Here is a 20,297-nt window from a genome sequence, read left to right as displayed (position 1 = left end):
ATACTATTTCTATACGATATTTAACTATTTTGCTTTGTTTACCTCTGCAAGATATTTTTCTAAAGCCATTGTCATCGATGGCGCTTCTGGAGAAGGAGCCATAATATCTACTCTCAATCCGTTTTCTAGGGCTTCTTTTTGTGTAGTGCTACCAAATACAGCGATTCTTGTATTATTTTGTTGAAAATCTGGAAAGTTTTTAAACAACGATTTTATACCCGTAGGACTAAAAAATGCTAAAATATCATAGTAAACATCTGCCAAATCAGACAAATCACTCATTACTGTTTTATAAAAAATACCTTGTGTCCAATCAAGTTTTAAACTGTTTAGTGTTTGAGGCACATCTGCATTTAGCTGATCTGAAGCAGGTAATAAGTATTTTTCGTCTTTATACTTTTTAAATAAAGAAGTCATATCGGCAAAATCCTTTTGCCCAACATAAATTTTGCGTTTTCTATACACTACATATTTTTGTAAATAATATGCAACTGCCTCTGATTGACAAAAATACCGCAAATCTTCTGGAACTTTATAGCGCATTTCTTCTGCTACTCTAAAAAAGTGATCTACAGAATTTTTACTCGTAAGAATAATTGCATTATAATGACTTAGGTCTATTTTTTGAGCCCTAATATCTTTGGCACTTACACCTTCTACATGAATAAAAGGTCTAAAATCTATCTTCACTTTATGCTTTTGCTGAATTTCGTGATAGGGCGAATTTTCTACCTTTGGCTCTGGCTGTGACACCAAAATTGTTTTAACTTTCAAATTTGACATTCTAATGCACTATTTTTTTGTAACCAAATAATATATGAAATAATAGGGCGTTATTTCAAGTGCGCAAAGATACAAAATAAAATAAAACATATAACCCGCCACGAATTTTTGATAATTTCTTAACGAAAGTAAATATGTTACTGCATTAATTATCAATATTATGGCAATAAGCGTTAATATTAACGAATTTATCTCAAAATCATTAAAATAGATAACAAGTACAAAAGGCAATAGTAGCAACCCAAGATAGGTTCTATAGCTCACTTTTGCCGCACTAAACTGTTCCAAAACTTCTTCGATGTTAAACACAACGGCAATAATTTTTTCAAATAAATATTTAGACAGAATAAACACAGCCAATAAAGTAAATATTCGTATAAATAAAACCCAATCGTGCCGATTTCCATAACCAAAATGCTCCAACGTAATTTGAATAAAAAAAGACAACGAAACCAAGTTTACAAAAAACAGCAGCACATTAAAAATGCTCAGCATGTGGCTCGAATCTTTGTAAATTTTTATGTACTTATTTGAAAACAATAACCGCATATAATCATGAAACCTTGAGTCAAAAAAAGTTTTTGCGATAACTACAACTGCAAAACACAACAAAAAGAGCAAAGTTGCCCAATCTTTGTTTTCTATAGAACGTAAATGCAAATCGAGATTTTTCATGATAGGCAAAAGTATAAATTATTTCTTTACACTTATTACAATATATTTAAGAAGAAAAAGTTTTAAAAAATGTACTTTTGTAAAAATTTTTTCAAATGAATTGCGGTTTAGTTATCATTCCTACTTACAACGAGATAGAAAATATAGAAAGCATTATAAGAGCTGTTTTTTCTTTACAAAAACGTTTTCATATTCTTATTGTAGATGATAATTCTCCCGATAAAACCGCCGATAAAGTAAAACAACTTCAAGAAGAATTTCCTGAAAATTTGTTTTTGGAAATTCGTCAAAAAAAATCAGGACTAGGAACAGCTTATGTGCATGGATTTAAATGGGCATTACAACATCAGTATGAATACATTTACGAAATGGATGCCGATTTTTCTCATAATCCACACGACTTAGAAAAACTATACGATGCTTGCCATTTGGATACCGCAGATTTGGCTATAGGTTCACGGTATGTTACAGGTGTAAATGTGGTAAATTGGCCCCTTAATAGAGTGCTGCTTTCTTATTTTGCCTCGGTATATGTAAGGCTTATTACGGGCATGAAAATTATGGATGCTACTGCTGGTTTTATTTGTTATAGAAAATCGGTTTTAGAAGCCATAAACTTAGATAAGATAAAATTTATAGGTTATGCTTTTCAAATAGAAATGAAGTATAGAGCCTTTTGCAAAAACTTTAACATTAAGGAAGTCCCTGTCATTTTTACCGATAGAACCAAAGGACAGTCTAAAATGAGTGGAGCTATTATTAAAGAAGCTGTTTTTGGCGTGATCTCACTAAGAATAAGAAAACTATTCAATAAACTGTAACATGGGTTTGTATATTATAAAAAACGCATCTGTTATTAACGAAAACAAAATTATCGTTAGTGATATATTGATTGAAAATGATTATATCACAAAAATAGATGTGAATATCCCTATTCCAAAAAACGCTATTGTTATAAATGCAGAAGGCTTGTACGCAATGCCTGGTGTTATAGACGATCAAGTACATTTTAGAGAACCTGGACTCACACACAAAGCTACTATAGAAACCGAAAGTAAAGCGGCTGTTGCCGGAGGTATTACTTCTTTTATAGAACAACCCAATACAGTACCCAATGCTACAACGCAAGAGTTGCTCGAACAAAAGTATCAAATAGCAGCACAAACGTCTTATGCCAATTATTCTTTTATGATGGGAGGCACTAATGACAACCTCGATGAGTTGTTAAAAACAGATGTAAAAAATGTGGCTGGCATTAAGCTTTTTTTAGGATCGTCTACAGGGAATATGTTGGTCGATAATCCAGATACTTTAGAAAAAATATTCTCTAATGTAAAAACACTTATTGCTGTACATTGCGAAGATGAAACGACTATAAAAAATAATTTAGCTCACTATAAATCTATTTACGGCGAAGACATTCCTGTAACTTGCCACAGTGCTATACGTAGTGCAGAAGCGTGCTATATCTCTTCTTCAAAAGCTGTAGCATTAGCAAAAAAAACAGGTGCTAGATTGCATATTTTTCATATCTCGACTGCAAAAGAATTAGAACTTTTTACCAACACTATACCAGTAGAAGAAAAACAAATTACAGCCGAAGTATGTATACATCATTTATGGTTTACCGACCAAGACTATATAAACAAAGGGAATTTTATAAAATGGAATCCTGCTGTTAAAACCGAACAAGACAGAGAAGCTCTTTGGCAAGCTCTTTTGTCAGATAAAATAGATGTAATTGCTACCGATCATGCTCCGCATACTAAAGAAGAAAAACAAAATAAATACCTACAAGCCCCTTCGGGCGGCCCACTTGTGCAACATGCGCTAGTAGCCATGCTTGAAAATTATAAAAAAAGTAAAATATCTCTAGAAAAAATTGTTGAAAAAATGTGCCATAATCCAGCTAAAATATTCAAAATAGAAAAAAGAGGTTTTATAAAAGAAGGCTATTTTGCCGATATTGTTTTGTTTAATTTGAATAGTCCGTGGCAAGTACAACAAGAAAATATTTTATACAAATGCGGATGGTCTCCTTTTGAAAATGAATTATTTCAATGTAAAATAACCCATACATTTGTAAATGGCAGTTTGGTTTACAACCAAGGTGTCTTCAACGAAGTAAAAGCTGGAAAAAGACTAACTTTTAACCGATAAATAGATAGTAATTTCTTTTAATTAATTGTAATTAGCAGACACAATTTGAAGTATGTATTTTGCGACTGAGAAATAAAATTAACAACGTTTACTACATTACATCAAAGCAATAAATACCTATATATGAAAGCAAATAAATTGATTTTAATAATTACCCTACTTTTTGTTTTTGCCTGCAAAGAAAAAGCCGTTCCAAAACCTAATCATTTCATTGAAAAGCAAAAAATGATTGAAATTATGTATGATATGGCTGTACTAGAAGCGATTAAATCGCAAAACCCAAACAATATTCCCTATCCTACTCCAGTAGAATTACTCAAAAACAAATACAATATAGATAGTTTAACATTTGCGAATAACGACAAATACTATGCGTCTGATATTAAAGAATATCAAAAAATGAATCAGTCTGTATTGGATAGAATTCAAGAAGAAATTCAGCAAAAAAGTACTCCTACAAAAAAATAAAAAAGTTGTAAAATAAAAAAGCTATTCGCCAAGAGGCGAAAAGCTTTTCATTGGTCTAACTACTAAACCTTTTGTTCCGATTTCTCGGAACGAAACAACACAACTATTTTGAATGTTTTGCTGTTGTTTTCCAAAACATTTCATTTGCTTTTTTGGGCAAAAAAGCGCTCCGAAATACGGAACGCTTTTATTAATTTTCCCAATTTAGCGGTCTGGACGGGACTCGAACCCGCGACCCCATGCGTGACAGGCATGTATTCTAACCAACTGAACTACCAAACCTTCGCCTTAATTGCGGTTGCAAATATACAACACTTTTTTATTTACACAAGTACTTTTAGTGGTTTTTTTTAAACTTTTTTATCAAAATTATCCAAACATTTGTTTTTCAGCAAGGTATGTGGTTAATATTTTTTCAAAATTTGCGCCAACATTTACAGGTACATATTTAATTTTATTTTGCGCACACACTAAAGCGATTTCTTTAAAATAATTTTGAGCCGTTTTGAAATAATCTTGCTTAACTTGATCTGCAAAAAGGTTTATCATTTCTCCCGTTTCCAAATCTATAAATTTTCGAGGTGTTGCATCAAAATCAAATTTAAGCTCTGTTTCCTCATCAATTACATGAAAAACAATTACTTTATGTTTATCGTGTTTTAAATGTTGTAGTGCGTTAAATAATTTATCCGAATCTGCATATTGAAACATATCTGTAAAAAGCACAATCATAGACCTGCGGTGCATTTTTTCGGCTATTTGATGTAAATAAGTTACAGTGTCTGTACTTTTATTTGAAACCGATGCAGTAAGTGTGTTTTCGAGCTGATTGAGCAACATTCTATGATGCCTATCACTACCTTTTTCTGGAGCATAATACTCGTATTTATCAGAATAAATGCTTAAACCTACTGCGTCGCGTTGTTTTTTTAATAAATTCATTAATACTGCCGATGCCAATACTGAAAACCCTATTTTGCTTTGATAAAAAAGCTGATTGGAATTTAACTTTGGATAGTGCATCGATGAAGAATTATCGATAATAAGATGGCATCTTAAATTGGTTTCTTCTTCAAATTTTTTAGTGTAAAGTCTATCTGTTTTTGCATAAAGTTTCCAATCTATGTGTTTCGTGCTTTCGCCTTTGTTATATACTTTATGCTCCGCAAATTCGGCAGAAAACCCATGAAAAGGAGACTTGTGCATGCCCGAAATAAAGCCTTCAACGACTTGATTTGCTAATAATTCTAAGTGTTGAAAACCCGAAATAAGTTCTTTTTGAGATTCTATCTTCATGTTTCAAATATAATTTGAAATTTTGAAAATGAATTCAATTTAAAAATTATTTTAACAAATAAAAAAGGCTCAGCTTTTGCCGAACCCTATATATCTTAAATATTAAAATTATTTACAACAATGCATCAATAGCATCGGTATAGGTTTTTTTAGGAGCAACTCCTACTTGACGACCTACTACTTCTCCATTTTGAAACACCAATACAGTAGGAATGTTTCTAATACCAAACTTGGCAGCAAATTCTTGGTTTGCATCTACATCAACTTTTCCTACTACTGCTTTTCCTTCATATTCTGAAGCGATTTCCTCTATTACTGGACCAACCATTCTACACGGGCCACACCAAGCTGCCCAAAAATCTACTACTACAGGTTTATCTGATTTTAAAACTACTTCTTCAAAAGTAGCGTCTGTTATTGCTAAAGCCATATATTTTTTATTTAAAAGTTTGAAATTGTTTCAAGTTTCAGGTTGTAAAATTACAGAAACATTTTAGTATCAAAATGTAACTTGCATTATTTTTAACTATTTTTTTATTACAATAATCAATAGTTTAATTGAGTTTGAAACTCATTTGCATTTTTTCTAATTCTACTAATAGTTCTTTATTTATATTTATTTTTACTTTTCGACTTGGCAAATTCATAAATGTAACAACCTTTATTTCTTCTTCGATAGTTGGTTCTGCCAAATCGGTTGAAACATCGTCTACTTCTGCATCGGTTTCTTCTTTTATTAACTCTTCGTTGGTAATGTTTTTTTTTATTTTTTCTATTTCCATTACTTCAAATGCAATTTGTTTGTCGCCTTGGTGTTTTTTAAAAAGATTATTTAATTGCTCTATCATATTTTTTTGCAACTCTTTTATTTCCATTTGAATAATCAATTTTTTGGCAAAAGAAGGAAGTACATCGGGCAAAAGTTTTACATCGGTAAATTGAATTCTTGGATCAGATTTTTTACCTGTTTCTCTATTTACCCAGCCTTCTTTTACATTTACTTTAAAATAAACAAACTGATTATTAGTAATAAAATGCCTGAATTTTAAATATTCTTCGTCAAAAATTCTAAATTCATGACTTTCATCATAGCCTTCCAAAGTAAACATAGCCCAATCTTTTCCGCTTTTGCCTGTGCGGTATTGCACATTGGTTACAATGCCTGCAAATGTGAGTGATTTATTTATGTAAGGCTCTAAATATTTTAAAGCTTCTAGTTTTACATTGCAAAAATATTTCATTTCAAATTTATAATCGTCAAGCGGATGCCCCGAAATATAAATACCTACTACATCGCGTTCTCGAGCCAATTTTTCCATAGTACTCCACGTTTCGCAAGGTGGAATTTGCGGTTCGGCTATCTGCACTTCGCTAGCATCTCCAAACAACGATACTTGCGATGAATTTTCGTTTTCTTGGAATTTTGAACCAAAACGTATTGCTTTTTCCAAAAAAGTGCTATTATCGCCATCGGTATAAAAATATTGTGCGCGATGAGTGTCTGCAAAACAGTCAAAACCTCCTGCCAATGCTAAATTTTCGAAAGCTTTTTTGTTTGCGGCACGCAAGTCGATGCGTTTTGCTAAATCGAAAATAGATTTATACTTTCCTGATTTTCTATGATCTACAATAGTATCTACAGCACCTTGCCCTACTCCTTTTATGGCTCCCATTCCAAAACGAATGGCGTAATTTTCGTTTACTGTAAATTTATAATACGATTCGTTTACATCAGGTCCAAGAACGGTTAGTCCCATACGCTTACACTCTTCCATAAAAAATGATACCGATTTTATATCGTTCATATTGTTTGAAAGTACTGCTGCCATATATTCTGCAGGATAATGAGCTTTTAGATATGCTGTTTGATAAGCAACCCAAGCGTAGCAAGTAGAATGTGATTTGTTGAACGCATAACTAGCAAATGCTTCCCAGTCTTTCCAAATTTTATCTAACTTTTCGGCATCGTGTCCATTGGCAACCGCTTGGTCAATAAATTTGGATTTCATTTTATCCAAAACATCTTTCTGCTTTTTACCCATTGCCTTACGCAATACATCGGCATCACCTTTGGAAAAACCAGCCAATTTTTGCGAAAGTAACATTACTTGTTCTTGATACACTGTAATTCCGTAGGTTTCTTGTAAATATTCGGCACAAGCATCTAAATCGTAGGTAATGGGTTCTTCTCCATTTTTTCTACGAACAAATGATGGAATATATTCTAAAGGTCCTGGTCTGTATAGAGCATTCATGGCAATTAAATCGCCAAAAACAGTCGGTTTTAAATCACGCAAATACTTTTGCATACCTGGTGACTCGTACTGAAAAATCCCTACTGTTTCTCCACGCTGAAATAATTCGTATGTTTTGGTATCATCTATTGGGAAAGCATCTGGATCAAGCTCTATGCCTGTGCGGTATTTAACGAGTTTTACGGTATCTTTTATTAACGTTAAAGTTTTTAAACCTAAGAAATCCATTTTGAGTAGCCCTGCGCTTTCTACTACCGAGTTATCAAACTGGGTTACATACAAATCTGAATCTTTGGCTGTAGCTACTGGCACATAATCGGTAATGTCGCTGGGTGTAATAATAACTCCGCAGGCGTGAATACCCGTATTACGAAGATTTCCTTCTAATATTTTTGCTTGATTGATAGTTTCTGAAGCTAAATTTTCGGCTTGAGCAAGCTCGATTAGTTCTTTCACTTTATCAAACTCTTCCGATCGAACTGCTGCTTTTAATTTATCTAATTCTAAAGAAAATATTTTTGCTAAATTGAGGTTATTAGGTATCAATTTGGCAATTTTATCGGCTTCAAACAAAGGTAAATCGAGTACACGAGCCGTATCTCGCACCGATGATTTGGCTGCCATAGTACCATAGGTAATAATTTGTGCTACTTGGTTTGATCCATATTTATCAATAACATAATCCATTACTTTGCTTCGCCCCTCATCATCAAAATCAATATCAATATCGGGCATTGAAACCCTATCTGGGTTTAAAAAACGCTCAAATAGCAAATCGTATTTCATAGGATCGATATTGGTAATCCAAAGGCAATAAGCAACTACCGAACCCGCTGCAGAACCCCTACCAGGCCCTACAGAAACACCCATTTTACGGGCTGCCGCGATAAAATCTTGTACAATTAAGAAATAACCTGGGTAACCTGTGTTTTGTATGGTTTTTAATTCAAAATCTAATCGTTCTTGTATTTCTGTTGTTAGTTCTCCATAACGTATTTTTGCACCTTCGTAGGTTAGATGTTTAAGGTAGGCATTCTCTCCGCGTTTACCACCATCTTTCAAATCTTCTGGTATTTGAAACTCCGAGGGAATATCAAATTTTGGTAATAAAACATCTCTAGACAAATCATAAACTTCTATTTTATCTACTACTTCAGCAATATTGGTAATCGCTTGTGGTATATCATTAAAAAGTACTTTCATCTCATCGGTAGATTTGAAATAGTACTCTTGATTTGGCAACCCAAATCTATAGCCTCGCCCTCGCCCTATTGGTGTAGACTGTTTTTCTCCATCGCGAACACACAATAAAATATCGTGAGCATTGGCATCTTCTTTATTAATATAAAACACATTGTTGGCAGCAACAAGTTTAATGTTATGTTTTTTAGAGAAATCAATTAATGTTGTATTTACTCTATTTTCATCTTCTTGATTATGACGCAAAAGCTCAATATATAAATCATCGGCAAATAAATTTTTCCACCAAAGCAGTGCTTCTTCTGCTTGTTTTTCTCCAATATTGAGTAATTTACTAGGCACTTCACCATACAAACCTCCAGTAAGTACAATAATATCAGATTTATATTTTTCAACAATATCCTTGTCGATTCTAGGCACATAATAAAAGCCATTGGTATACGCAATAGAAGCCATTTTTGCCAAATTGTGATAGCCTTTTTTATTTTTTGCCAAAAACACTACTTGGTAACCATTGTCTTTCTTCGATTTATCTGTATGGTTTTCGCAAATATTAAATTCACAACCTACAATGGGTTTTAGAATTGGTTCTGTGGGTTGCTCTCCATTTTCTAAAGCTTGATCATTTTTACTTTTTGCAGACTTATTATGTGCCAAAACATCGCGAACAAAATGAAATGCACCCATCATATTGGCTGTATCTGTCATGGCTACCGCTGGCATTTTGTGTTTTACGGCTGCGCTAACCAAATCTTTTACAGAAATAGTAGATTGTAGTACCGAAAACTGTGTGTGATTATGTAAATGTGCAAACGAAACATCGGCGAGTGCCTTGGTGTTTTCTTCAAGTTCTTTGGAAGATTTTGTACTGACATCGGTTTCTAATTGCTTTCTTATTTCATCTGACGCTTGTTTTAAATTGGTATGTTTTAACCCTATAAGCGGAATTGTTTCTGGATTATTTCTGCGAAAATCGACATAATATTCTTCTGTTGCATGAAGTTCTTCTTTGGTAAAAACCTCTCTTTTTATAAGTTCTAAAAAACATTTGGTCGTTGCTTCTACGTCGGCAGTAGCATTATGCGCCTCTGCAAAAGGCTCTCCAAAAAGATATTGATGAAGTTCTGTAAGTGTAGGTAGTTTAAATTTTCCACCTCTACCTCCAGGCAATTTTAATAATTCGGCTGTAGTTTCGGTACAGGTATCTAATATAGGAAGCTTTGAAAGTTGGGTTTCTATACCCATTCTATGGAACTCACAGCCCATAATATTGACATCAAAACCTACATTTTGACCAACAATATATTTAGTTTTTGATAATGCTTCATTAAATTTTAACAAAACATCATGCAAAGCAACACCTTTTTGCTGAGCCAACTCGGTAGAAATTCCATGTATTCTCTCGGCATCATAAGGAATATTATACCCTTCTGGAAAAACCAAATAGTCTTGATGCTCCAATAGTTTTCCCATATCGTCGTGCAATTGCCAGGCTATTTGTACACAACGAGGCCAATTGTCTGTATCGGTTATTGGTGCTGCCCAACTACGTGGCAACCCTGTGGTTTCGGTATCAAAAATTAAATACATAATAAAAATGCTAGTAAAAAAGTTCTAATTTGATTTTGTTTGAGCTAATATACTTAGACAAACCATAATCATTTTGAGGTTTAAAACTCAACTTTTATGTTGCTTCAAAAATACATTTTATAGTACTAAATTTCAATTATAGTTATTAACAATAGTACTATAAAAAACCAAAGCCTCAGTATGTGTACTGAGGCTTTGGTTATATTTGAATGTTTTTTCTATTAAGGCTCTGGAACCACTGGCACATTGTAAAAAGTACCATGCTGAAAGTTGATAACAGCATCTTCTGTTTGAGGCCCAATCAATTTAACTGCATTAAACTTAAAAGTTCCGCTTAAATATCCATCTTTTGTTGAACTTAAAACAATCTCTCCGTTACTGTCTTGAGTATTAAGAACTTTTAATTTAGCATCGGTAGTACCGCCATTAACAGTAATAACATCTCCTGGATAATAATTGTTACCTGGCGAAGCTACTTTGGCAGAAGTTACTACTCCATTTGTTGTAATTAATGAAACTGTAAGACCAACTCCTGAGCCACCTGTAGTAGTGTGAGATGTACCACAAACCCATTGCCCATTTATTAATGTACAATCTGAAGTGTATCCTGATCCGCCTGTTACTATTGCCGAATCAACCTTTGAAACAGAACCTTGTACTGGAACTGTAGCATATGTAACATTTATATCGTTTAAACTCGACGTATAAGTTGCTTTGTTATTTGTATTGGTGGTACCCAAATAATAAGTGCCTAGAGCAGGATCGCCTATTTTAAGCTCCAACTGTTCGCTTTGTGTAGTAGCCACCATTCGTATTCTGCCCGTTGCAGCCGATTGGTAGGCTTGTATATTCACTCCTCTAAAAAGAACATCGTTTTTGTACGCCTGTATTGTAGGATTATTAAATTCTACATCTTCACCACAAGAAGAAAAAACAGACACCGCCAAAACAAAGAAAAGTAACTTTTTCATTTATATTTATGTTTTTAATAAAATACGTTGTAAAACAACTACAAAAATAGTTTTTTTAGTTTATTGACCTAATAATATTTAAAGTAAAACTAAAAAAAAGATAAAATTTAACAATACAATGGTTTCAAACAAAAACTTTTATATATTTGCACCCTTAAAATAACCGAGGTCGAGAACCTCAAAATTAATCAAATAGATTATGTCAGTAAAAATTAGATTACAAAGACACGGTAAAAAAGGAAAACCTTTTTACTGGATTGTAGCGGCAGATGCTCGTTCAAAAAGAGATGGTAAATTTTTAGAAAAACTAGGAACTTACAATCCAACAGCCAATCCGGCAATTATTGATTTAAACCTAGACAAAGCGGTACAATGGTTACACAATGGTGCACAACCTACAGATACTGCTCGTGCTATTTTGTCTTACAAAGGTGCTTTATTGAAACACCACCTAGACGGAGGCGTACGCAAAGGTGCTTTAACTCAAGAGCAAGCAGATGCTAAATTAGCAACTTGGATGGAAGAAAAATCAAACAAAGTAAGTGCTAAAAAAGACGGATTAGCTAAAGCTAAAGACGATGCAAAAGCTAAAGCTTTACAAGCAGAAAAAGAAGTAAATGAAAATCGTGCAAAAGCTGCTGCTGAAGCTTTAAAAGCTGCTGAAGCTGAAGCTACTACAGAAGAAGTAGCTGCCGAAGAAACTGAAACTGTTGCCGAAGAAGCTCCAGCTACAGAAGAAAACAACGAAACTACAGAAGCTTAATAAATATTGCGGTAATGCGTAAAGAAGACTGTTTCTATCTTGGCAAAATCGCTAAAAAATTTAGTTTCAAAGGTGAAGTTCTTATCTATTTGGATACAGACGAACCTGAAATTTACGAAGAAATGGAATCAATTTTTGTCGAGTTTGGCAAAAATTTGGTTCCATTTTTTATTGAAAACTCTTCATTACACAAAAACGACTTCTTAAAAGTTAAATTTGAAGATGTAGATACAGAGCAACAAGCCGATGAAATTATTGGATCTGCTGTGTACTTACCTTTATCGGCTTTACCAAAATTAGAAGGTAATAAATTTTATTATCACGAAGTAATAGGTTTTGACATAGAAGATCAGCGCTTGGGCGTTTTTGGAAAAATTACTTCTATAAACGATTCTTCTGCACAACCTCTTTTTGAAGTGGTAAACGGTACCATTGAAATACTTGTACCCATGATTGACCAATTTTTGGTTAAAATTGATAGAGAAAACAAAAAAGTTATCATGAATTTACCTGAAGGTTTGGTTGAAATGTATCTTTAAACACTATTTTGGTGGCATCTAAAATTCGCTAGGTTCTAAAATCGATATTCGTTACTCTTTATTCAATATTTACTGTGTTTAAATTCAAACAATTTACGGTTCAACAAGACCAATGTGCTATGAAAATTGGCACCGATGCTGTATTGCTTGGTGCATGGTGTCCTCTTGAAAATAATCCGTATTCGGTTTTGGATATTGGTGCTGGTACCGGAATACTTTCGTTAATGATAGCGCAACGCAGCAATGCCGAGCAAATTGATGCTCTTGAAATTGATGAAGAGGCCTACGAACAGTGTGTAGAAAATTTTGAAACTTCGCCTTGGAGCGACCGTTTGTTTTGCTTTCATGCTGGATTGGACGAATTTGTAGATGAACCCGAAGATGAGTACGACATAATTATTTCTAATCCGCCTTTTTATTCTGAAGATTTTAAAACAGATAATACCCAACGTGATATAGCTCGATTTCAAGATGCTTTGCCTTTTGAAGACTTAATCGATGCTGCCGATTTGTTACTTTCAGAAAACGGGATTTTTGCAGTAATAATTCCGTATAAAGAAGAAGAAAAGTTTATTGATTTGTGTGCTCAAGTAGAGCTTTATCCTGTAAAAATTACTCGTGTAAAAGGCACTCCAACTACAGAAATTAAAAGAAGTTTATTGGCTTTTAAACGATACGAATTAAGCACTTTATCAGCCGATGAATTAGTTATTGAAACCTCAAGGCATCAATATACTGATGCATATATTAGTCTTACTAAAGATTTTTATATAAAAATGTAACCCTAGCCCAGATAGAGCCGATATCCTCGTAATGAAATGGAGAGATAAAGGCGAAAGCTGGAAAAAGCTCCATAAAAATAAATACCTGTTCGCTTATTTCTTAAAAATGTTTCTGTAATTTTGCAAACGATTTCGTAATTGTGTGTTTTTTTGAACTCATTACCAAATCATTAATTACTAATCATTTTTTAAGAAGATATGAAACCAGATTTATTTCAAGCTCCTGATTATTATTTGCTAGACGATTTATTAACAGAAGAGCACAAATTAGTACGCGATGCTGCTCGTGCATGGGTAAAACGTGAAGTTTCTCCTATTATAGAAGATTATGCGCAACGTGCCGAATTTCCAAAACAAATAATTAAAGGTTTGGGTGAAATAGGTGGTTTTGGACCTTATATTCCAGAAGAATATGGTGGTGCTGGTTTAGACCAAATTTCGTACGGATTGATTATGCAAGAAATTGAAAGAGGCGATTCGGGTGTGCGTTCAACATCATCAGTTCAATCGTCTTTGGTTATGTACCCTATTTGGAAATTTGGAACCGAAGAGCAACGCATGAAATATTTACCAAAACTAGCTACAGGTGAATTTATGGGTTGTTTTGGACTCACAGAGCCTGACTATGGGTCGAACCCAAGTGGTTTAGTAACCAATTTTAAAGATATGGGCGACCACTATTTATTAAATGGCGCCAAAATGTGGATATCTAATGCTCCTTTTGCAGATATTGCCGTTGTTTGGGCAAAAAATGAAGAAGGAAGAATTCACGGACTTATTGTAGAACGTGGCATGGAAGGTTTTTCTACGCCTGAAACACACAACAAATGGTCTTTACGTGCTTCGGCAACTGGCGAGTTAATTTTTGATAATGTAAAGGTTCCAAAAGAAAATTTATTACCTGGAAAATCTGGTTTAGGTGCTCCTATGATGTGTTTAGATTCTGCTCGTTATGGAATTGCTTGGGGTGCTATTGGTGCTGCTATGGATTGTTATGATACTGCTTTGCGTTATGCCAAAGAGCGTGTACAATTTGACAAACCTATTGCTGCTACACAATTGCAACAGAAAAAATTGGCCGAAATGATAACCGAAATTACCAAAGCGCAATTATTAACTTGGCGTTTGGGTGTTTTAAGAAATGAAGGAAAAGCTACAACAGCTCAAATTTCGATGGCGAAAAGAAACAATGTTGATATGGCTATAAACATAGCTCGAGAAGCTAGACAAATGCTTGGCGGAATGGGTATTACAGGTGAATATTCTATTATGCGCCATAGTATGAACTTAGAATCTGTAATTACTTATGAAGGAACACACGATATTCATTTGTTGATTACGGGTGCCGATATTACAGGTATGCCTGCTTTTAAGTAAGAGCAGAAATATAAATATTTTACACATATTTAAGAGCTCCTATTTTGGAGCTCTTTTTTTGTGAGCAAAAATCAACCTCTTTAAACTTTAGTTTTCATAGCACACCAACTGTTGTACAATGGTATACTACAATTGATTTTTTCTGTGTATTTTTGGCGCTACAAACAACATCACTTTTTTACTAGTAAACCAATATGTCTTCGCAAACTCGACTTACAAGAGCCTACCAACAAGCCAAAAGAATCTCGTTTAACAATCAAGATAAATTTATTTTGTTTAGTGATTGTCATAGAGGTGATGGTAGTTTTGCCGATGATTTTGCAAACAACCGAAATATTTATTTTCATGCGTTGAAACAATACCTGCAAAATGGTTTTCAGTATATCGAATTGGGCGATGGAGATGAGTTGTGGGAAAACTTATTTTTTAAAGACATTTTTGAATCTAATAAAAATGTGTTTTTACTACTTCAAAAATTTTATTTACAAAACAAACTTCACATGATTTGGGGCAATCATGATATGGTTTACCGTAATCCAAACATTGTTAAGAAAAATTTTTCGGAATATTTTGACAATACAGAAGGTAAAAAACTTCCTTTAATGCCCCATTTACAATTTTATGAAGGTATTGTTTTACAACACGCCGAAACAGGACAAGAACTATTTTTAACTCATGGGCATCAAGCTGATTTTATGAATTATGTAGGCTGGAAGCTCAATAAATTTTTAGTTCGTGTGTTGTGGAAACCGTTGCAAGTTTGGGGTATAAAAGACCCTACAAGCCCTGCGAAAAACTACCTAGAGCAAATAAAAGTAGAACGTAGAATAAAACAGTGGATTGTAAACAACAAAAACATTATTACAATTGTTGGTCATACACACCGCCCACATTTTCCTAGTCCGACCGAAAATGCTATAAACTACTTTAACGACGGGAGTTGTGTACATCCTAGAAGTATTACGGGAATAGAAATTGCAGAAGGAACTATTGCCTTAGTGAAATGGTTTATTGATACTAAAGATGATGGTACGCTACAAATTGTAAAAGAATATATTGAAGTGCCTCGTAAATTGAGCGATTATTGCGGTTGATTACTTTTTGTTTTTCCAAATAAAACCATCTAATAAATAATGTGTAAATTGAGGTACTGTAAGCAAAGGCACTAAAATAAATTGCCATGCCGAAACATTAAACTTTGGTTTTGAAAACTGTTCTTGCCAAACCAAAATATCCCATGTAAATTCCTCAAAAGAAGCTACAAGAAATAAAAAAATTAAAAAAAACAACAACCCTTTGTAATGTTTAAACTTGTTTAGACAACCTAAATCTTCATTGGTTTTCTTCTCTATTTCTGTTACATAAATTAACGCTATATAAGGAATACCATGCGATACAACATTGAGTAACGTAAATATCAAATCGTTATTAAAATACACAATGCCAAAATACCATGATAAAAATGTTCCAACAATTACTGCGTTTTTTGGAATGTTAAAAAATCTATATTTCAACAATAAATACATTGTTCTTACCACATAGAAAAACACTATAATAAAGTAAATCCAAGTAAGAATATAAAGTAAAAACGGAATTGGATATGTAAAAAATTCATTTTCAACAAACCAGTTAAATTCTTTTTTTGGAGATAAAAACCAATATAGCATTGGATACAAAGTAGCTGTATAAATAACGAACTTGTCAATCCACGCATAGCTTTTGTCTTCAGTTCTTGCATACAAACGCATAAAACCATACTGTTGTCTAATAAAATGAAAAACAGCTACATAGGCCAATGAAGACCAAAACACTTTACTACCAAAAAGAAACAACACAAAGCCTAAAAGAAAACAAAAAACGGGCAATCCAATGTATAATTTTTTTCTGCTAATAAATTCTGATTTCACAAAGTAAGTTTTAAATAATGTTGCATAAACATGTGCCACATCTACAAAAACAATCAATAGCAACCACGTATAAAAAGAATAATCTTGTTCTATTTTTGCTAATTGTTTTTGAAACAGAAATACAATTGCTAGCACAAAAAATGGTGGCATTAGTATAAAAAAGATATCTGTTTTTGCTTTATGTATCCAAGGTTGTATCATGATAAAATAACTTTGTTTACTACATTAATTCCTTGATGAAACGCTTCTTCAAAAATTGAAATTCCTGACAAATCACTATGAGCAAAAAATATTTTGTCAGCAATAGATTTTGATGCTTTATGTTTGCTCTCACTAAATAAAAAACCTGTTTTTGGACTTATCATTCCATGTCCTAAAATATGAATATCAATACTTTCTGTTACTTCTTCTATGTTTGGATGCGAAATTTTTAAATCATTAATTACTAAATTTTTCCAATATTCTTTTGGTTTTTTATAGATTTCTCTTCTGCTTTTTCCGCAATCGGAAGATGAAAAACTATAGTAATAAGTGATTACTTTTTTATCTTGAACTTGCTGCAAAGATTGGTGTTGATTATAAATATATCCTAATCCTTTTGAACCATGTGCTACATTATCCCAACTCAATGGAAAGCTGGAATTATCAGTTAAATCGGAAACCACCAATGTTGCCAAAAGCCATGGAGCATAATGAAAGTTTTTGGTAAATTGTTTTCTATCTTCAACTAAATATTGATTTACAAATTGTGGCGTTGCCATAATAATTTTATCGGCAATAATCTCGATAGAAGTTTTTGTTTTATCATCAAAAACCAAAGCCACAGCTTTATCATTTTTGATTTTTACTTCATAAACCAAATGATTTTTCAATGTTTTTTCTGTGGAATATTTTTTTAAATGATGTGCTAGTCTTGCATTGCCTTCGGGCCAAGTTAATACGGTTTCTGTTTTTTCGGGGCTACTATTTTGTTTTCTTGCGGCAAAATAATGTATGCCTGCGTAAGCCGAAACAAACTCAATACCCAAACCAAAGTCGTCTCTACAGCAATAATCTACATACGTATATAGAGGTTTTGATGTAAAGTTTTGTTTTTGCAACCACTCTTTCATTGTAAGGTTATCCAATTCTTTAAGCTCTGGTTCTTTGGAGCTTAGTTGCATCGGAATCATAAACCAATATAGTCCTGTAGCATCTTTTTTAGATCTAAACTCTTCCATCATCTTAAAAAACCGATTTAACTCGATGTTTTCTGCTGTAGAATTTCCTTCTCGAGGAACAATACCTTCTTGCCAATTATTTTTATAAAACAAACGCTCATCTGGAGCAAAAGTAAGTTGCAACTCATCAAAATTTGGAAATCCTTTTTCATCATAACCTAGAATAATATTTTCTTCTTCCAGAAATTTTAATAATTCTTTATCTTCAAGGTTTGGTAAAGGCAAATAATGTGCTCCGAGAGGATATTTAGAATACTTATTTTGACTATTTGAAGAATTTCCGCCCAAATGATTTTCTAGTTCTACCAATAAAAAATCGGAGATGCCTTTTTTAACAAATTGTCTAGCTGCAGATAAACCTGTAATACCTCCGCCAACAATTAAATAAGGTATTTGAATTTGTTTTGAAGGTTTTGGAAAATTTTTAACTCGAAGTTTATGACCCAAAATATGGTTGGTTCCCGATAAACGAATTAAAAAAGTAACAACTTTTTCTTTACAAGCATCTAGAAAAGGAACAATCAGTACGGTTGAGCCTAAAATTTTAAAAAAATTCCTTCTTGAACTGTTATAATTTCCCCCACTCTTCATCAAAATAACGTACTAAAATTTGATTATCTAGCCTATTAATTTCAATATCTTTAGCAATCATATCTTTGTTAAAGTAATTGTATTTTTCAAATTGATAATTGTAAAACCGCAATCCATCAGCCTTTCTATTAACTTTGTTAAAATGAGTTCCAAATCCATTGATTGCTATAGTGAAGCCCCATTCTCCAAATGAAGGAACATAAGCATGATAAGCATCTATTTGAGGTAAAACATTCATGACGGTTTTATTAATACACCAAAATGATTTTGGAGCAAAATAGGGCGAAGTGGTTTGTATTACTACTACCGCATCAGTATGCAGTAAGTTTTGAACGGTTTTGTAAAAGTTTAACGAATATAATTTTCCTAAACTGTAATTTGATGGATCTGGAAAGTCTATAATAACTACATCAAACTTTTCTTTACACGCTTTTGTCCAAATATATGCGTCTTTATTATATACAGTAACTTTTGAATTGTTTAAAGAATTTTTATTAAAGTTTACTAAAACTTGATTAGTTTTAAACAACTTTGTCATTCCTTCATCTAGGTCTACAACTGTAATTTTTTGTACCTGTTTGTATTTTAATATTTCTCGAACTGCCAAACCATCGCCTCCACCTAGTACTAAAATATTACTAACTTTTGTTGCCATAGACATAGCAGGATGCACAAGTGCCTCGTGATAGCGGTATTCATCTAGAGAACTAAACTGGAGGTTGTTGTTTAAATACAAGCGGTAATCGTTTTTGTTGTGTGTTAAAACAATTCGTTGATAAGGCGTTGAGTGGGTATAAATAATATTTTCTCCATATAGTTTTCCTTCTGAAAAAGAGAGTATATTTTCAGAAAAAATAAAAGCTGTAAATAGTATCAAAAAAGAGACTATAGCTTTTGCTCGCAGTACTATAACTTTTTTTAATTCTAATTTTAAAAAATAGCATAGAGCGATGGCTATTGATACATTTATCATTCCGAAGAATAATGATGTACCCATAATGCCAAGCTTTGGAACTAACAGTAAGGGAAACAAAATTGATGCTAGTAAAGCACCAATATAGTCAAAGGTAAACACATTTGAAACTAGATCTTTAAATTCTACTTTGTCTTTTAAAATATTCATTAACAATGGTATTTCAAGACCTACTAAACACCCAGTTACAAAAACTAAAGAGTAAAGAATAAATTGAAATGCAAAATCGGTTTCAAACAATAAAAAAAGTACAACAGAACTCAATCCGCCAATTAGACCTACTAAAATTTCAATTTCTACAAAAGTATTGAGTAAATTTTTGGTGATAAACTTCGAAAAGTATGAACCAACTCCCATAGAAAAAAGATAGACTCCAATAATAAATGAGAATTGTTTTACCGAATCGCCCAATAAATAACTTGCCAAAGTACCTGCCACCAACTCATAAACTAAACCACAAGTAGCGATAGTAAAAACGGCAAAAAGTAATAAAAATTCAAACTTAACTCTATTTTTACCCATGAATTGCTGCGCTAATAATCATTGAAATTCCAATAATTAAGGCTCCAAAAACTATAGCAACAGCTATATTGTTTTCTTGAGTTATTTTTTTCCAAGTGTTTTCGGGAGTTATTTTTTCAATAATAAAATAAGCTGCAAAAAGTATTACAATTCCAAGTGCAGAAAACAATAAAGAGTTGATAATCATTTGATTTGTATCCATGTGTTTAAAATTTATTTTTATTA

The 20,297-nt window shown here is 32.9% G+C and carries 17 protein-coding genes, 1 tRNA gene and 1 pseudogene; 8 read left to right on the top strand and 11 right to left on the bottom strand.

Features of this window, described 5'->3' with window-relative positions; translation table 11 throughout:
- Positions 1–24: 24 nt before the first annotated feature.
- Positions 25–774: a uroporphyrinogen-III synthase gene (locus Q361_RS09900; protein WP_103726612.1), complete on the bottom strand. Its 750-nt coding sequence runs from the start codon at positions 772–774 to the stop codon at positions 25–27.
- Between the two features lie 18 nt (positions 775–792).
- Positions 793–1,458, bottom strand: a complete 666-nt coding sequence (locus tag Q361_RS09895) for a DUF4271 domain-containing protein (RefSeq protein ID WP_103726568.1) — start codon at positions 1,456–1,458, stop codon at positions 793–795.
- A 95-nt stretch (positions 1,459–1,553) separates the two neighbouring features.
- Here Q361_RS09895 and Q361_RS09890 point away from each other — a divergent pair, with 95 nt between their 5' ends.
- The 3 genes from Q361_RS09890 (at position 1,554) to Q361_RS09880 (ending at position 4,086) form a co-directional block, all read left to right on the top strand.
- The gene (locus tag Q361_RS09890; protein ID WP_103726567.1) at positions 1,554–2,279 is read left to right on the top strand and encodes a polyprenol monophosphomannose synthase; all 726 of its coding nucleotides are present in this window, start codon (positions 1,554–1,556) and stop codon (positions 2,277–2,279) included.
- A gap of 1 nt (position 2,280) precedes the next feature.
- Positions 2,281–3,618: a dihydroorotase gene (locus tag Q361_RS09885; RefSeq protein ID WP_103726566.1), complete on the top strand. Its 1,338-nt coding sequence runs from the start codon at positions 2,281–2,283 to the stop codon at positions 3,616–3,618.
- A 123-nt stretch (positions 3,619–3,741) separates the two neighbouring features.
- On the top strand, positions 3,742–4,086 hold the full coding sequence (locus Q361_RS09880; protein WP_103726565.1) for a DUF4296 domain-containing protein: 345 nt from the start codon (positions 3,742–3,744) through the stop codon (positions 4,084–4,086).
- Between the two features lie 208 nt (positions 4,087–4,294).
- Here Q361_RS09880 and Q361_RS09875 read toward each other — a convergent pair.
- The 5 genes and pseudogenes from Q361_RS09875 to Q361_RS09855 form a co-directional block, all read right to left on the bottom strand.
- A tRNA-Asp gene (locus Q361_RS09875) sits at positions 4,295–4,368 on the bottom strand.
- A gap of 87 nt (positions 4,369–4,455) precedes the next feature.
- Positions 4,456–5,382, bottom strand: a complete 927-nt coding sequence (locus Q361_RS09870) for a DUF58 domain-containing protein (RefSeq protein WP_103726564.1) — start codon at positions 5,380–5,382, stop codon at positions 4,456–4,458.
- Positions 5,383–5,494: 112 nt separating this feature from the next.
- A pseudogene (trxA, locus tag Q361_RS09865) lies at positions 5,495–5,815 on the bottom strand (thioredoxin); the annotation flags it as partial.
- Positions 5,816–5,936: 121 nt separating this feature from the next.
- Positions 5,937–10,427: a DNA polymerase III subunit alpha gene (dnaE, locus tag Q361_RS09860; RefSeq protein WP_103726562.1), complete on the bottom strand. Its 4,491-nt coding sequence runs from the start codon at positions 10,425–10,427 to the stop codon at positions 5,937–5,939.
- A gap of 221 nt (positions 10,428–10,648) precedes the next feature.
- Positions 10,649–11,398 (bottom strand): DUF6252 family protein, encoded by a 750-nt coding sequence (locus tag Q361_RS09855; RefSeq protein ID WP_103726561.1) that lies wholly within the window; start codon positions 11,396–11,398, stop codon positions 10,649–10,651.
- A gap of 199 nt (positions 11,399–11,597) precedes the next feature.
- On the opposite strand from Q361_RS09855, the gene Q361_RS09850 reads away from it, so the two are divergent.
- The 5 genes from Q361_RS09850 (at position 11,598) to Q361_RS09830 (ending at position 15,953) form a co-directional block, all read left to right on the top strand.
- Positions 11,598–12,161, top strand: a complete 564-nt coding sequence (locus tag Q361_RS09850; protein WP_103726560.1) for a 30S ribosomal protein S16 — start codon at positions 11,598–11,600, stop codon at positions 12,159–12,161.
- A gap of 14 nt (positions 12,162–12,175) precedes the next feature.
- Positions 12,176–12,700 (top strand): ribosome maturation factor RimM, encoded by a 525-nt coding sequence (gene rimM / locus Q361_RS09845; RefSeq protein ID WP_103726559.1) that lies wholly within the window; start codon positions 12,176–12,178, stop codon positions 12,698–12,700.
- Positions 12,701–12,819: 119 nt separating this feature from the next.
- The gene (locus tag Q361_RS09840) at positions 12,820–13,482 is read left to right on the top strand and encodes a tRNA1(Val) (adenine(37)-N6)-methyltransferase (RefSeq protein WP_245874625.1); all 663 of its coding nucleotides are present in this window, start codon (positions 12,820–12,822) and stop codon (positions 13,480–13,482) included.
- Between the two features lie 198 nt (positions 13,483–13,680).
- A complete protein-coding gene (locus Q361_RS09835) occupies positions 13,681–14,859 on the top strand; it encodes an acyl-CoA dehydrogenase family protein (protein ID WP_103726557.1) in 1,179 nt (392 codons plus the stop codon).
- A gap of 194 nt (positions 14,860–15,053) precedes the next feature.
- Entirely contained in the window at positions 15,054–15,953 is a 900-nt protein-coding gene (locus tag Q361_RS09830) for a metallophosphoesterase (protein WP_103726556.1), read from the top strand.
- On the opposite strand, the gene Q361_RS09825 is transcribed toward Q361_RS09830, so the two are convergent.
- Genes Q361_RS09825 through Q361_RS09810 form a run of 4 tightly spaced genes read right to left on the bottom strand, consistent with a single transcriptional unit; the run spans position 15,954 to position 20,274 of the window.
- Entirely contained in the window at positions 15,954–16,967 is a 1,014-nt protein-coding gene (locus Q361_RS09825; protein WP_103726555.1) for a hypothetical protein, read from the bottom strand.
- The gene (locus Q361_RS09820) at positions 16,964–18,577 is read right to left on the bottom strand and encodes an NAD(P)/FAD-dependent oxidoreductase (RefSeq protein ID WP_103726554.1); all 1,614 of its coding nucleotides are present in this window, start codon (positions 18,575–18,577) and stop codon (positions 16,964–16,966) included. The genes Q361_RS09825 and Q361_RS09820 overlap by 4 nt, the downstream gene beginning before the upstream one ends.
- On the bottom strand, positions 18,555–20,072 hold the full coding sequence (locus Q361_RS09815) for a polyamine aminopropyltransferase (RefSeq protein WP_103726553.1): 1,518 nt from the start codon (positions 20,070–20,072) through the stop codon (positions 18,555–18,557). The genes Q361_RS09820 and Q361_RS09815 overlap by 23 nt, the downstream gene beginning before the upstream one ends.
- Positions 20,065–20,274: a DUF350 domain-containing protein gene (locus Q361_RS09810; protein WP_103726611.1), complete on the bottom strand. Its 210-nt coding sequence runs from the start codon at positions 20,272–20,274 to the stop codon at positions 20,065–20,067. Before Q361_RS09810 ends, Q361_RS09815 begins: the two co-directional genes overlap by 8 nt.
- Positions 20,275–20,297: the final 23 nt, after the last annotated feature.

The sequence above is a fragment of the Flavobacterium croceum DSM 17960 genome (assembly GCF_002917885.1).
Classification (GTDB): Bacteria; Bacteroidota; Bacteroidia; order Flavobacteriales; family Flavobacteriaceae; genus Flavobacterium; species Flavobacterium croceum.
Note: the sequence above shows the minus strand (reverse complement) of the source record. Positions and strands in the feature narration are given on the sequence as shown.

Excerpts from the sequence above, each read along its gene's own strand:
- Q361_RS09895 (WP_103726568.1), bottom strand. The coding sequence starts at position 1,458 with ATGAAAAATCTCGATTTGCATTTACGTTCTATAGAAAACAAAGATTGG.
- Q361_RS09890 (WP_103726567.1), top strand. The coding sequence starts at position 1,554 with ATGAATTGCGGTTTAGTTATCATTCCTACTTACAACGAGATAGAAAAT.
- Q361_RS09885 (WP_103726566.1), top strand. The coding sequence starts at position 2,281 with ATGGGTTTGTATATTATAAAAAACGCATCTGTTATTAACGAAAACAAA.
- Q361_RS09880 (WP_103726565.1), top strand. The coding sequence starts at position 3,742 with ATGAAAGCAAATAAATTGATTTTAATAATTACCCTACTTTTTGTTTTT.
- Q361_RS09870 (WP_103726564.1), bottom strand. The coding sequence starts at position 5,382 with ATGAAGATAGAATCTCAAAAAGAACTTATTTCGGGTTTTCAACACTTA.
- dnaE (WP_103726562.1), bottom strand. The coding sequence starts at position 10,427 with ATGTATTTAATTTTTGATACCGAAACCACAGGGTTGCCACGTAGTTGG.
- Q361_RS09855 (WP_103726561.1), bottom strand. The coding sequence starts at position 11,398 with ATGAAAAAGTTACTTTTCTTTGTTTTGGCGGTGTCTGTTTTTTCTTCT.
- Q361_RS09850 (WP_103726560.1), top strand. The coding sequence starts at position 11,598 with ATGTCAGTAAAAATTAGATTACAAAGACACGGTAAAAAAGGAAAACCT.
- rimM (WP_103726559.1), top strand. The coding sequence starts at position 12,176 with ATGCGTAAAGAAGACTGTTTCTATCTTGGCAAAATCGCTAAAAAATTT.
- Q361_RS09840 (WP_245874625.1), top strand. The coding sequence starts at position 12,820 with ATGAAAATTGGCACCGATGCTGTATTGCTTGGTGCATGGTGTCCTCTT.
- Q361_RS09835 (WP_103726557.1), top strand. The coding sequence starts at position 13,681 with ATGAAACCAGATTTATTTCAAGCTCCTGATTATTATTTGCTAGACGAT.
- Q361_RS09830 (WP_103726556.1), top strand. The coding sequence starts at position 15,054 with ATGTCTTCGCAAACTCGACTTACAAGAGCCTACCAACAAGCCAAAAGA.
- Q361_RS09825 (WP_103726555.1), bottom strand. The coding sequence starts at position 16,967 with ATGATACAACCTTGGATACATAAAGCAAAAACAGATATCTTTTTTATA.
- Q361_RS09820 (WP_103726554.1), bottom strand. The coding sequence starts at position 18,577 with ATGAAGAGTGGGGGAAATTATAACAGTTCAAGAAGGAATTTTTTTAAA.
- Q361_RS09815 (WP_103726553.1), bottom strand. The coding sequence starts at position 20,072 with ATGGGTAAAAATAGAGTTAAGTTTGAATTTTTATTACTTTTTGCCGTT.
- Q361_RS09810 (WP_103726611.1), bottom strand. The coding sequence starts at position 20,274 with ATGGATACAAATCAAATGATTATCAACTCTTTATTGTTTTCTGCACTT.